Origin of the sequence: Flavobacterium chungangensis (genome assembly GCF_042654045.1) — a bacterium.
In the GTDB taxonomy this organism is placed as follows: domain Bacteria; phylum Bacteroidota; class Bacteroidia; order Flavobacteriales; family Flavobacteriaceae; genus Flavobacterium; species Flavobacterium chungangensis.
This window is the reverse complement of record NZ_JBHSFY010000012.1, coordinates 38,398-52,001: the sequence shown is the minus strand read 5'-3', so window position 1 is coordinate 52,001 and position 13,604 is coordinate 38,398. Positions and strand designations below refer to the sequence as shown.

11 protein-coding genes are annotated in these 13,604 nt (G+C 42.3%); 6 read left to right on the top strand and 5 right to left on the bottom strand.

From position 1 onward, the window contains the following. Positions 1-54: 54 nt before the first annotated feature. The 4 genes from ACFO3N_RS17810 to ACFO3N_RS17795 all read right to left on the bottom strand — a co-directional run bounded on the left by ACFO3N_RS17810 (position 55) and on the right by ACFO3N_RS17795 (position 4,139). A complete protein-coding gene (locus tag ACFO3N_RS17810) occupies positions 55-951 on the bottom strand; it encodes a helix-turn-helix domain-containing protein (protein WP_379799968.1) in 897 nt (298 codons plus the stop codon). A gap of 58 nt (positions 952-1,009) precedes the next feature. Next, positions 1,010-1,828, bottom strand: coding sequence for an SDR family NAD(P)-dependent oxidoreductase (locus ACFO3N_RS17805; RefSeq protein WP_379799966.1), 819 nt, complete (start codon positions 1,826-1,828; stop codon positions 1,010-1,012). Between the two features lie 196 nt (positions 1,829-2,024). Then, positions 2,025-2,780, bottom strand: a complete 756-nt coding sequence (locus tag ACFO3N_RS17800) for an NADPH-dependent F420 reductase (RefSeq protein WP_379799964.1) — start codon at positions 2,778-2,780, stop codon at positions 2,025-2,027. Positions 2,781-2,813: 33 nt separating this feature from the next. Beyond that, the gene (locus ACFO3N_RS17795; protein ID WP_379799962.1) at positions 2,814-4,139 is read right to left on the bottom strand and encodes an NtaA/DmoA family FMN-dependent monooxygenase; all 1,326 of its coding nucleotides are present in this window, start codon (positions 4,137-4,139) and stop codon (positions 2,814-2,816) included. Between the two features lie 97 nt (positions 4,140-4,236). On the opposite strand from ACFO3N_RS17795, the gene ACFO3N_RS17790 reads away from it, so the two are divergent. The 6 genes from ACFO3N_RS17790 (at position 4,237) to ACFO3N_RS17765 (ending at position 11,778) form a co-directional block, all read left to right on the top strand. After that, complete coding sequence (locus tag ACFO3N_RS17790; protein WP_379799960.1) at positions 4,237-4,599, top strand: winged helix-turn-helix transcriptional regulator; 363 nt, start codon at positions 4,237-4,239, stop codon at positions 4,597-4,599. A gap of 1,166 nt (positions 4,600-5,765) precedes the next feature. After that, positions 5,766-6,005 carry a DUF6965 family protein gene (locus tag ACFO3N_RS17785; RefSeq protein WP_207296808.1) on the top strand — a complete coding sequence of 80 codons (240 nt, stop codon included), beginning with the start codon at positions 5,766-5,768 and terminating at the stop codon, positions 6,003-6,005. A gap of 169 nt (positions 6,006-6,174) precedes the next feature. Beyond that, the gene (dinB, locus tag ACFO3N_RS17780; RefSeq protein ID WP_379799958.1) at positions 6,175-7,356 is read left to right on the top strand and encodes a DNA polymerase IV; all 1,182 of its coding nucleotides are present in this window, start codon (positions 6,175-6,177) and stop codon (positions 7,354-7,356) included. A gap of 3 nt (positions 7,357-7,359) precedes the next feature. Beyond that, positions 7,360-10,413, top strand: coding sequence for a DNA polymerase III subunit alpha (locus ACFO3N_RS17775; protein ID WP_379799956.1), 3,054 nt, complete (start codon positions 7,360-7,362; stop codon positions 10,411-10,413). Positions 10,414-10,705: 292 nt separating this feature from the next. Then, positions 10,706-11,329 (top strand): SOS response-associated peptidase, encoded by a 624-nt coding sequence (locus tag ACFO3N_RS17770; RefSeq protein ID WP_269235575.1) that lies wholly within the window; start codon positions 10,706-10,708, stop codon positions 11,327-11,329. Positions 11,330-11,340: 11 nt separating this feature from the next. Beyond that, on the top strand, positions 11,341-11,778 hold the full coding sequence (locus ACFO3N_RS17765) for a hypothetical protein (protein WP_379799954.1): 438 nt from the start codon (positions 11,341-11,343) through the stop codon (positions 11,776-11,778). Between the two features lie 53 nt (positions 11,779-11,831). On the opposite strand, the gene ACFO3N_RS17760 is transcribed toward ACFO3N_RS17765, so the two are convergent. Next, positions 11,832-12,272 carry a DUF1810 domain-containing protein gene (locus ACFO3N_RS17760; protein ID WP_379799952.1) on the bottom strand — a complete coding sequence of 147 codons (441 nt, stop codon included), beginning with the start codon at positions 12,270-12,272 and terminating at the stop codon, positions 11,832-11,834. Positions 12,273-13,604: the final 1,332 nt, after the last annotated feature.

Here is a 13,604-nt window from a genome sequence, read left to right as displayed (position 1 = left end):
TAAATAATTCTTTATTCAGTCTATCTCTTACTTTTTTTATGATGTTTACCACTTTTAATTTAAGATGTTTGCCCTGAACTCATTTGGCGTGCTCCCTACTTCTTTTTTAAAAAGGCGTGAAAAATAAGTCGTGTTTTCAAAACCAAGCAGGTAAGAAATTTGAGATATGTTCAGTTCGCCTTCGGTCAGTAAATTTTTTGCCTCGCCGATCAAAAAAAGATGAATGAGCTCCAGGGCCGTCTTTCCTGTTTCCTGTTTGAGCAAATCAGTTAAATATCGGGAAGATATATTCAGCTTTTCTGCCATAAGAGATACCGTTGGCAATCCAATATTTTTTGTTTTTCTTTCTTCAAAATTAGCGGCAAGCAAAGCGTTAAACTTCGTGACTGTAGAACCGGTGAGCTCTGTACGGTTTATAAACTGCCTTTTATAAAAGCGCTGTGAATATTTAAGCATGGAATCCAGATGGCTTACGATAATAGCTTTGCTGAGTTCATCAGTATTGTTGTTGTACTCTTTTTCAATATTGAAATACAGATTCCAAATGATATCCTCCTCTGCAGGTGAAAGATGTAAAGCCTCATTAACCTCGTAATCAAAATAACTATATTTCCTGATTTCGTTATAAAGGACTGTTCCCGGTAAAAAGTCTTCATGAATCATAATTAGAAATCCCTTTTCCTCCAATTCCACATTTTTAAAGACTACTTTCTGCTGGGGCTTTGTAAAGGACATGGAACCACGGTCATGGTCATATTTTGTTTTGCCATACTGCATGCTTCCAGATTTCAATTTTTTAAATCCTATAATATAAAATTCAGATGAAAACTCTAGAATATTATTACCACTGCAGGTGTCCCGTTCACCATATGCGACACTAAAGAGCGGGTGCTGGGGAGGTTTAATATTGAGCGCTTCATGCAGATCGCTGATTTTTTTGAAATGTATCATTGTTCTTAATTGTAAAAACAGATCCGGTAAATTTAGATTCTGTTAATTTAAACTTCCACTAGCCATGTGCCGCCACCGACACATCCTGCCATGATTCCCATGTTTTCAGTCTTTCTGCATAAGTGTGCTGCACCCAGGGAAAAGCAGTTTTTCCCAGCAGTAATCTGAGCGGCGGATTTTCAGAATAAACAAGCTTGACAAGAGCTTTGGCAGTGGCTGCAGGGTTACCTGAATCCTGCTCGCCGGCATGCTGATAAAAATCTTTTCGTACACCGTCGTAAGCTGGTATTGATTCGCTGAGTGCAAGAGAAGTGGTCCCGAAGAAATCTGTAGAAAAACCACCTGGTTCTACTATGGTAACTTTAATGCCAAATCGGCTTACTTCACCCGCGAGTGTTTCAGTAAGGCCTTCAACAGCGAATTTAGCTGCACTATACAGCCCCATTAAAGATACGGTATTCAAACCCAGCGCACTTGAAAGCTGAATGATATGTCCTGATTTTTGCTGGCGCATGATAGGCAGAACTGCCTGAATAGCCCATAATGATCCCAGTACATTGGTTTCAAACTGAGCTCTTACATCCTGCTCTTTTAATTCCTCTACCGCCCCTATATGTCCAAAACCGGCATTGTTTATTAACACGTCGATACTGCCAAAGTGCTTTTTTGCAGTTTCAATTGCCTCAAAACTTTCGTTTCGATCAGTAACATCCAGTTTTAGCACCAAAAGAGATGATGGAAATTCTTTGTTAAGCTTGGTTAGTGTTTCAGGATTGCGAACAGCCGCAACCACATTATCGCCGCATTTTAAAAATGCCTCTGCCCAAATTCTTCCGAATCCACGCGATGCACCTGTTATAAAAATTGTTTTTGCCATGATATTAATTCTTAATATTTTGATATGGACAAAGTTCGCACAGACAGTACAGAGGGTTATGATACAAAAGTAGGCAATAATGAAACATTTTAACGAAATTGCTGCAGCTCTGGTTTACTGTTTCAAAGAGGGAATATAAAAAAACAAAATCCCATCTCATTTATGAAGAGGGATTTTGCAGTGCAGACATTATAAATTATTTTGACTTAGGATTTTTTTGAAACAATCCTCTGTTGTATTCTACTACCTCCGGATGTGATGGATAGGAAGGCAGGGCAGAAAGATCAGCTATGGCCTTATCTCTTAATGACGGTGCTGCTTCTTTTACACCATCAGATAACGCCTGTTTTAATTCTTCTTCATTAAGTTCCGTGCAGTAAGCAGGAGTCCCTGGCTGATGTCTCCAGGATTCAGAAAGTCTGCCCGAGTCAACTGCATCGTAACCGGCATCATTAACTAATGAGGCAATTACTTTTTTAGCCTGCGGATCATCACCCGCCACAGCCATTGCTATTCTGTCTTCAGCACCGCTGTTTTTTCCGCCGTTTGCCAGCGTCTCTGCCAGCAAATTATTGAAAGCTTTTACAACAGGCCTTCCCAATTGCTCGGATACCCAGACACTTTCTACTTTTCCGTTTTTGATCTCTTCAATATCGGCATCACGGAATGGATAATAATTGGATGTGTCTACCACAATTACATTTTCCGGAACGCCTGCCAGCAAATCTTTAGGCAAAGTTGGTATTGCTATGGTAGGCAGTGATAAAATAATGACATCTACATCTTTTACAACATTCTTTAGTGTTGCCGCTGCAGCACCCAACTCCTCAGCACGGGCCTCTAATTTTTCAGCCTGATCTGTATTATTCACTTTCACTTCATGACCGGCTTGTGCCATTTTTTTAGCAATCGTACCGCCTATTGCACCGGCACCAATTATTCCTATTTTCATATTATATAAGTTTTATTTGTTATAATTTTCAATTTAAACCCTTGGATCAATTCCATATTGATCCGGAACTCCAAGGTGTCCGCGCAAAGTTTTGCTTTCATACTCTATGTGGAAAAGCCCGCGCTCCTGTAGCAGCGGAACAACCTGATCCACAAAGGCGTCAATTCCATCCGAATTAACATCCGGTGAAATCCAAAACCCATCCGCAGCACCGGCTTCATACCAAGCCTGCATATGATCTGCCGCTTCTACGCCCGGCCCTGCAATTACAGGATGGTAATCTATCACGCCGTGGGCAAGAATATCAAGAACGGACCAGCCTTGCCTGGCAATTTTCAATGCATTGGAAGAACGGGGATCATAAGGAGATGGACGGGCATTTTCCAGCTGCGATTCTGAAATTGGTTCATTTATCAAGGAAAGATCAAGTGGAATACCCAGCATTTTTTGCAGGTACTCAAATTTTTGTATAAGTGAACTGCCTCCCAATTGTATTCGTCGATCGAGCGCCGTGCGCCTGTCCTTGGCAATGGTGGTCATCAGTCCGGCAATGTATTTGATTTCATCCGGATCACGACCGTAACTTTTTGCTGCCGCTCTAAATGCATTACGCTGCGCTCTTGCATCTTCAATTGTAAATGCTGCACCTATCACCACATTAGCAAAGCGTCCTGCCAACTGATGTGCGTTGGGACTGCCGCCTGCGTGAAAGATGATAGGCTGTCCCTGTTCGGATGGTGGAATATACAGTGGTCCTCTTGAACCGACGTATTTACCTTGTAAGTTGATTGGAAGAATCTGATCTTTCTTTGCAAACTGCCCACTCTTTTGATTGTGTATCCAGGCATCTTTTCCCCAGCTCCCCCAAAGTGATTGAATGAGTTGGACAGCCTCATGAGCACGTCCATAACGATCTTGGCTCGACGGAATTCTTCTTCCGTAATTGGCTGCAACATCTTCTCCGCTTGATGTAATTGCATTCCATCCTGCCCTGCCATGGCTCATAATGTCCAAGGCCTTAAATTGTCTGGCTAGATTAAAGGGTTCATTAAAAGTGGTTGATCCGGTAGCCACCAATCCAATATATTGAGTTTCTCTGGCCACTGCGGCGAGGGTCATCATCACATCAAGATTGAAAACGGGAGATTCAGTTTCAATATCTGTCATAACTGCACCGGGACCATCCGGCAAAAATATAAATTGAAATTTTCCACGCTCTGCAGCCTGAGCCTGCTTTACACGGATATCAAAACTCGTGTAGCTTTCGGGGTCAACTCCCGGCATACGCCACGCTCCCGATTGAGATCCGTATCCATTTCCAAGATGAAGTCCAATAAGCATTTTTCCCACAGCATTCATAAATTGAATATTTTGATTAATTATATTGCAAAATTAAACAAAATTACTTTCCTTTGTATAGCTCTTTCCTAAAGGAAAGCGAAATAAATAATTCATCATGCCGAAAAAGAAACCGTATTGTGAGTGCCTAAATACCGTTAAGCCAGTACGGGACACGCTTGAAGTAATTAATGGAAAATGGAAATTATCCATCATTATTTCTGTAGGTGTAGGAAACAGCCGATTTACTGAAATTCAAGAAAGCATTCCCGGTCTAACTCCCAAAGTACTCTCAAAAGAACTTAAGGAACTTGAACAGCACCAGCTGATCAAACGGATTATAACAAACGATTATCCTGTCAAAATATCGTATTGCTTAGAACCCTATGCAGATACCTTAACACCAATTATTTATGCTATGAAAGATTGGGGATTAAACCATAAGAAGAAAATTTTTCAGGAAAATCCTTCAGAAATTTAATTACTTAGGTAATGCTTTTGTTCCACAAAAAGTTAACTCTATTTATTAATGGACTTTATGTGGATATAAAATTATGGAGCTGCCTCCATTTATAGGCAGAGAATTATGAAAACAGCCAAAAACAACCGGTCCTGTCATCACAGGTGCATAAAAGGCTTAAATGAATCCGGCTGTGTAAACTATGTCCAAGAAAAAAAACAGAAACCAGAAAAGCATCATTTATTTTCTTGTTTAGAAATCCTGACAGAGTTTTAAAATTAAACTTAAAGATCGAATTATCGAAATAATACAATGCAGAGGGCTAACAAAAATATCTTTATGACCCTGTCACTGCAGGCGGCCCGCATCCCAAATTAATTATTGAATCATCACCAGCCTCGAGAATATAATTTGACTTAGGAGAAAAAGTGCTTTGTGAAAGACCCAGCTCTGCGGCTGCAAAATAAAACCAGCTCTAAAATGATTTAAAATTTCATAATATTTGAATTTCGTGCTCTTATTTTTTTTAATATAACTGCTGCCCGGCTGAAGCAAAAAATTGGCTTATTCCAAATTGTCTATTTAACTTTTTAGCCCCGACAGCAGCGGAAATCCTTCTGCGCCGTGGTCCGGGGCAGAAGATTAGAGCGGATAGCGGGAAAAAGCTCCTGAAAAACAACATTTAAACCTAAAATAATATAACCTACCCCTTGATCACCTGACCGCTATTCTATAAATCCAGCCCCTTATGATGTAAAAAAAACTCCCCTGCCTAGTATCACAGGTGCATATAGGATTTAAATGAATACGGCTGTATAAACTTGCGTCCCAAAAAAAATAGAAACCAGAAAAGCGTCATTTATTTTCTTGTTTAAAAGTTAGAGAAAGGCATTATTTTAATTTTAAATAAATGTACGGAGCAATCTGCCAGTACAAAAGAAGCGCTGGCAATTTTAGGCGTAAAAAAAGTAACAACTACAGGAAAATATAAGACACAATGAAAATTAAAAGTTACAGCCCTTTTGGTAACAGAAAAAGATATAAGATAAGTGATTTATTAAAAGTACCAGGCAAAAAATAACCCGCATGAAAAATGAAGCCGATTTTAACTGGAATTGCTGCTGCACTATAGCATATACAAGGCTTCAGGTCTTGACAGATTATAGTTTTTTGATTAATTTTACAGCATGAACCATGAAGAAATAAAACGCCATTTTGAGAACAATCCTCCACCAAAGGAAGTTAGATTGACGGAATGGGCAAATATTACCGACACGCAGGTTTTCCTCAACAGCTGCTATTCGACTATAAGAAACTTTAACGGTCCTGTAGACCGCTGCCCGGCATGGTGGCATCTGCGGGATTTTTACATTCTAATGAAGAAAACAGCCGGCCAGCCGACCGGCGAAGAGCCTGCTTCAGAATAATTCTGATCCTTCCGTAAATTCTTAATAAAGCAAAAAAGCACCTAAACCGGTGCTTTTTTTATGCCCTGAAAAATAAGGCTTTTTTAATTTTGTTATTAATTAGAACATTTTATTTTTAAAAATTGTTATTGACTGTACTAATTTTGACAAGTATAAAATGATTAAGATTATGAGCAGGGCTATTGTACACATCGACATGAACACGTTTTTCGTCTCCTGCGAAAGGCTGACAAATTCTGAACTTAACGGCATACCGCTTATCATCGGCGGCGGCGACAGAGGCGTTGTGGCTTCGTGCTCCTATGAAGCCAGAAAATTCGGCGTGCGCTCGGCCATGCCGATCCATATGGCCATGAAGCTCTGCCCTCAGGCAAAAATTATGAAAGGCGACATGGAACTCTATTCCAGGCTTTCCCACGAGATTACCGAAATCATTCAGGAAAAGGCGCCCGTAGTGGAAAAAGCCAGCATTGATGAATTTTATCTGGACATTACCGGCATGGATAGATTCTACGGCAGCTACAGATGGACTGATGAACTGGCACAGCGCATCACAAAAGAAACGGGGCTCCCCCTCACCTTTGCGCTTTCGGTCAACAAAACCGTTTCGAAAATCGGAACCGGCGAGGGCAAGCAGAAGCAGAACCTTGAAATTCCCGAGCACCTGGTGCAGTCCTTTTTGAATCCGCTCTCCATTAGAAAAATCCCGATGGTCGGACAGAAAACCTTTGAGTTGCTTTCGAGAATCGGCATCCGTACCATTCAGACGCTTTCTGAAATGCCAGCCGAATCCCTGCAGCAGATGATCGGCAAAAACGGCACCGAACTCTGGAAAAAAGCCAATGGGATTGACAACACGCCTGTGGAGCCCTACACGGAAAGAAAATCAATTTCAACCGAACATACCTTCTCACAGGACACCATTGACGTATTAAAACTAAACAGAATCCTGCAGGGAATGGTGGAGAAACTGGCCTATCAGCTGCGCGCCGAAGAGTGGCTCACCTCAACGGTGACCGTTAAAATAAGATACGCCAATTTTGATACCGAAACCAAGCAGTCAAGGGTGCCCTACACCTCAGCGGATCATATTCTGACCCAGACGGTGACGGATCTCTTTACAAAGCTCTACCAGCGAAGGATGAGACTGCGCCTTATAGGAGTCCGCTTCAGCGGTCTGGTCAGGGGAACTTATCAGATCGACCTATTCAATGATACCGAAGAAATGCTTGCCCTGTATCAGGCAATGGACAGAATGAAGACCCGTTACGGCTTTGATGCCGTGATGCGATGCGCCGGCGCATCTTTCAAGCCCAATAACAAAGACGAAATTTTAAAACGAAAAAAATAAATCATGTTTCTCAACTGCCACTCTTTTCATTCGCTGCGCTACGGCACCATTCCGCTGGATGATCTGATAAGACAGGCAGCGGACTGCGGCGTGACGGCTGCGGCCTTGACCGACATCAATACCGTCACGGGAATTTATGATTTTATAAAAGGCTGCCAAGCTTTAGGCATAAAACCGCTTGTCGGTATAGAGTTCCGCTGCAGGCATAAATTCCGCTATATCGGTCTGGCCAAAAATGCTGCAGGGCTTGCCCAGATGAACAGGTTTCTGACCGATCATAATTTCAGTGGAAATCCCCTGCCGGAAAAGGCTCCGTCTTTTGACTCGGTTTATTTTATCTATACGCTGGAAAATGCGCCGGCAGTGCTTGGCGAAAATGAATATATCGGCATTGAGCCAGACCAGCTCGGAAGGCTTTTTATGCCTGAACTTAAAAAGAAGATTTCCAAGATGGTTATCCTTCAGCCGGTGGTGTTCCGCACCAAAAGGGAATACAACCTGCACCGGATCCTGCGCGCGGTTGACCTCAATGAACTTCTGTCCAAACTCACACCTGATGACTGCTGCAGAAAATCAGATATGATGATTCCCGAAGCAGAACTTATTGCCCTGTATAAAGATTATCCCGAGATTATCCAGAATACAAGGCACATCATCGAGCACTGTAATTTTCATTATGATTTTGAAAGTCCGAAAAACAAAAAATATTACACCAAAAATAAAGCGGGAGACATTGCCCTTCTGACCACTCTGGCCGAAGAAGGTCTGGTATGGCGGTACGGACGCCATAATGCCGAAGCAAAAGCGCGTGTGGAAAAAGAGCTCAAAGTGATCAATGACCTTGAATTCAGCGGCTATTTTCTCATTACCTGGGATATCATACGCTACAGCAGCAGCCGGGGTTTTCTCCATATCGGAAGGGGGTCGGGAGCCAACAGCATTATAGCGTACTGTCTGGGAATAACAGACATCTGCCCTTTGGAGCTTGACCTGTATTTCGAGCGCTTTCTGAACGAAAACCGCAAGAGCCCTCCCGATTTTGACATCGACTGGAGCTGGAAAGAGCGTGATGTGATCCTGAAATACATCTTTGACCGCTACGGCTATGAGAATGTGGCTTTCTGCGGCACTAATGTGGAATTCAAATACCGCTCGATTTTCCGCGAGGTCGGCAAGGTTTTCGGTCTTCCAAAGGACGAGCTGGATATGCTGGCCAAAAATCCCATGAAACTCCACCAGACCAATTCCATCGTTAAGCTCGTGCAGGAATACGGCATGATGCTGGAGAAATATCCCAACATGCGCAGCATGCATTCCTGTGGGATCCTGATCTCGGAAGAGCCGCTGACCAATTACACGCCGCTGGAAATGCCTCCCAAAGGATTCCCGATAGTGCTCTTTGACATGCATACCGCTGAGGATATCGGTTTTGACAAGTTTGACATCCTCAGCCAGAGAGGCATCGGACATATTGATGACACGGTAAAAATAATTGAGCAGAACAGAGGAATCCGCATCAATATCCGCGACACGAGAATCTCAAAAAACGAGAAGTCCGCAAACGTATATCTTGCCGAAGGAAGAACCATCGGATGCTTTTACATCGAGAGCCCTGCCATGCGCGGCCTTTTGCGCCGTTTGAAATGCGACAACTATAAAACCCTTGTGGCCGCATCATCGATTATACGTCCCGGTGTTGCGCAGTCGGGAATGATGAAGGAATACATATTCCGCCATAACAACCCCTCTAAATTTGAATATTTTCATCCGGTTTTTGAAAATGAGCTCGGAGAAACCTACGGCATTATGGTCTATCAGGAAGACGTGATAAAAATTGCCCTGCATTACGGCGGGCTGTCAGCTGCTGACGGAGATATCTTAAGGCGTGCCATGTCGGGCAAGGGACGCTCAAAAGCCGCCCTTCAGAAAGTAAAGGATGATTTCTTTATTGCCGCCGCAGCAAAGGGGCATCCCGAAGCGCTGAGCCATGAAATCTACCGCCAGATCGAATCCTTTGCAGGCTATTCCTTCTGCAAGGCGCACTCGGCATCCTATGCAGTGGAAAGCTACCAGAGCCTTTACCTGAAAGTGCACTACCCTATTGAATTTATGGTTGCCGTAATCAATAATCAGGGAGGATTTTACAGAACAGAAATCTATGTGCATGAAGCCAGAATGGCCGGCGCTGTTATCCACACGCCCTGCGTGAATAAAAGCGGATATGAAACTGCCCTATACGGCAGCGATATTTATCTGGGCTTTATACACCTGCAGGGTCTTGATTCCAAACTCTCGCAGTTCATCGCTTTTGAGCGCGAGAGAAACGGCGTTTATAAATCGCTGGAGGATTTCATAAACAGGGTTCCTATGGGCATCGAGAATGTAAAGACCCTTATTTTCATAGGCGCTTTCCGATTTACGGGAAAAACCAAAAACCAGCTGCTGGTGCAGGTAAGCCTTCTGATGAATAATTTCAAGCCTGAAAACCGCGGGCTTATGCTCATTGAGCAGCCCGCAAAGGAATTCAAGCTGCCTGTTCTGGAGCGCTCGGTATTTGAGGATGCTTTTGATGAAATCGAGCTTTTAAATTTTCCGGTTTCCTGCACCGTTTTTGATCTGCTGCAGACAAAGCACCGCGGAGATGTCATGGTAAGAGATTTATTAAAATACCATAAAAAGCAGGTGCGTATGCTGGCCTACCTGATCTCGACCAAACAGGTGCCGACCAAAAGGGGCAATATGTATTTCGGGACATGGATCGATAATGAAGGAGCCTATTTTGATACGGCGCATTTCCCGGACAGTCTGGCAAATAACCCGTTTCAGGGAGGAGGCTGCTACCTGCTTTTAGGGACTGTGGAAATTGACTATCATTTCCCGACGATCACCATTTCAAGGATGGCGAAAATGCCTTTCATTCCTGACCCAAGATATTCTGACTCGGAAAAAAGGTATACTACGCAGCACAATATCAAACAGGATGTCAGCAGCACCCACCGCCAGCCTTATCCGCAGGATCATGAAATTAATCTGCCGCGCCACAGAATGAAATTTTGACTATTTAGTTTGCAATGTCCTAATAATGAATTAATTTTGATAGAGAAGCAAAAACAGAAAGAGGAAAACAAGCATGCCATACATCAGTTTTCTGCTGTTTCTTTTTCTAAGCTTTTGCTTTCGCTGCTCATTTTCTTTTATGAGCCTTTCAATGCGCTTGATGTCTATTGGGTAAGATTCCATAAGATCGCTTTGTCAAACTTAAGCGCAATTAAAAAGACTAAAGCCCTGCGAAGGGCATATTTGTAAGAGGATAAGACATTATTAAAACAGCCTTTAAAACGGAAAATTTATGTGTTATTACACCCAGCAGAATGCTTCGATAGAAAATCTAAAAAGACGCTTTAATGCCGAACTCGACAACGAGGAGACCTTTCTGCAGTCTGATTTCATAAATGGGTTCTCCCATCCCAACATCCCTATTATACTGAATTCCTCTCCGCATCTCATCACAACGGATTATACTTGGGGGCTTCTGCCTTCCTGGGCAAAAGACATCGAGTTCAGGAAAAACACGCTCAATGCCCGCATTGAAACCATTGACGAGAAAGCATCATTCAAGAATATAACCCATAACCGATGCCTTATAATCGCATCTGCCTATTACGAATGGCACTGGAATGACCAGAAGGGAAAAAGCAAGGAAAAATACCAGATCAACTCGCAGGATGATGAAATCTTCACTTTTGCAGGGCTGTATTCTTCGTGGACAGATCCTCTGACAGATCAGATTAAAAATACCTATACCATGGTAACTACAAAAGCCAATGATCTGATGCAGTACATCCATAACCATAAGCTCAGGATGCCCATTATGCTCAAACGCCAGGACGAATCCGCATGGCTGGACCAGTCGGTTAAAATTGAGAATTTCGCTTTTCCCTATCAGGGAAACCTGATCGGTTTTCAAATCTAAAAAACAATGTTATGGAAATGGATAAGTTTAACGGAGTGACAAACGCAGAATTTATAGATTACTTTAAAATTGACCTGCACTCCAGAATGGAAATCATCAATTACACCTATCCGCATGAATTATTGGATGAAGATGCAGGATTTGGCGAGCATGTCCACAGGTGTACGGCTCTGCTTAAAGACTATATTCTCTTGTGCTTCCGCAATGCAAAGGCCGCTGGGCAGCAAAAAGATGCGCTGGAAAGTACGGGCACAGACGGTCAGCAGACAGATTCCAGACATACCGAAACGGGTCAGGAAAATCCCGCACAGAGAAGCGAAAGGCTTGAAGTCGAAAGGAAAAAGGAAAATGAGCAATCCGCCCTTAAGTACCTGGAGCTTAAGGATGAAATAGGCAGGCTGATTGATGAGCATCGGGAGAACGTAAAAATAATATACGTTGATCTGTAAGATACGGCCTTACCAGGCTGTATTCAGCTCAGACTTCAGCACACGCATTAAATTTACCGCTGCTGACTTTGCGACTCTAAGACTGCTAGGGTTTTATCATCCATCTGGCCGTGATAATATTTTTCCAATACTTTCAGGAAAACAGGATCTGCGTTCGAAATCCTGCTGAAGAGCGTCATGCAGGATCTGAGCTTCCGCTGGTCAGGCTTTCCAAAGATTTCCAGTGCCGTCAAGCCATCATGGCTCAGAACCGCTTCTGAAATTTCGATCAGGCGTTTACCCAGTATGGGATGATTAAGGTAAAGAGAGGCTTCATTAAGGTCCTTTAATCCAAAATACACATTGTACTCGGTGAATCCCAGGCCTCTGATCTGGGGAAATACAAACCACATCCAATGGCTCTGCTTCTTTCCTTTCGTTATTTCATCCAGTGCCTGATGGTACACATTCCCCTGTGCCCGCAAAAATCTTTCAATCCCCTCGTTCAGATCCATAACTAACCGCTTTTCCCAATTAAATCTACAATTGCCGTTCATTTCAGCTGATGATAGCTACTGAAATAATCTGCTCTTAAATTAGTTAATTTTTTAGTTCCAGCAGCAAAAATATGATGGTCAGTGCAATTTCTTGACAGCGGCCTGCTATTCTCCAATAAAGCCGATGCCGCTACCTCGGTGAAATGAAAATAGAACCATCGCACTAAATAGCCTCAAGGATCCAGGTCTGACTGCCTCCCATAACCATTTATCAGCAGTATCAGCATAATAATTTTATCTTTCGATTTCAAATATCCAGTTCTCCAAAAACAGACCATGCTTCCCTGCACCTTTAGCCCCGATGGCAGTGGAAATCCTTCTGCGCCGGTGTTCGGAGCAGAAGATTGAAACGGATAGCGGGAAAAAGCTCCTAAAAAATAAAATTAAACCTAAAAAAAATATTAAATACAATTGACAATGCCGACCGCTCCAAATTAATTTCCAGCGGCAGCTCTTAACACCCGATTAACTTAATACCCGATTATTTCTGCCCTTGTCTTTCGCAGGACTATAGCGTATCTTTATCCTATGAAAACAGCGAAATAACAGGTCCTGTAACGTATCACAGGTGCATAAAGGATTTAAATCAATACGGTTATATAAACTATATCCCCAAAAAAAACAGAAACCAGAAAAGCGTCATTTATTTTCTTGTTTAAAAGTAGAACTGCTATTTTTTGAGCTGCAAAAATAACTTTTACTATTGTCTGTTGTTCCATTGAGGTCAGAAATTGGCTTATTCCAAATTGTCTATTTAACTTTTTAGCCCCGATAGCAGCGGAAATCCTTCTGCACCGGGGTTCGGCGCAGAAGATTAGAGCGGATAGCGGGAAAAGCTCCTGAAAAACAACATTAAACCTAAAGTAATACAACCGGCTCTGCCACGTATCACAGGTGCATAAAGGATTTAAATGAATACGGCTATATAAGCTATATCCCCAAAAAAAACAGAAACCAGAAAAGCGTCATTTATTTTCTTGTTTAAAAGCGGAGCTGCTATTTTTTGGGCTGCAAAAATTAGAGCAGTTTTTTATAAATATTTAGCAATTCAAATTTTGTGACAGAATCGTGGCAAAATACGTTTTTGAAAAACAAAAATTCAGCAAAATCAATCCCTAACGAACTTAGGCTCGAAACTGTGTATACGAATAAAAAGAAATACGACTAACTAACTAACTAACTAACTAACTAACTAACTAACTAACTAACTAACTAACTAACTAACTAACTAACTAACTAACTAACTAACTAACTAACTAACTAACTAACTAACTAACTAACTAACTAACT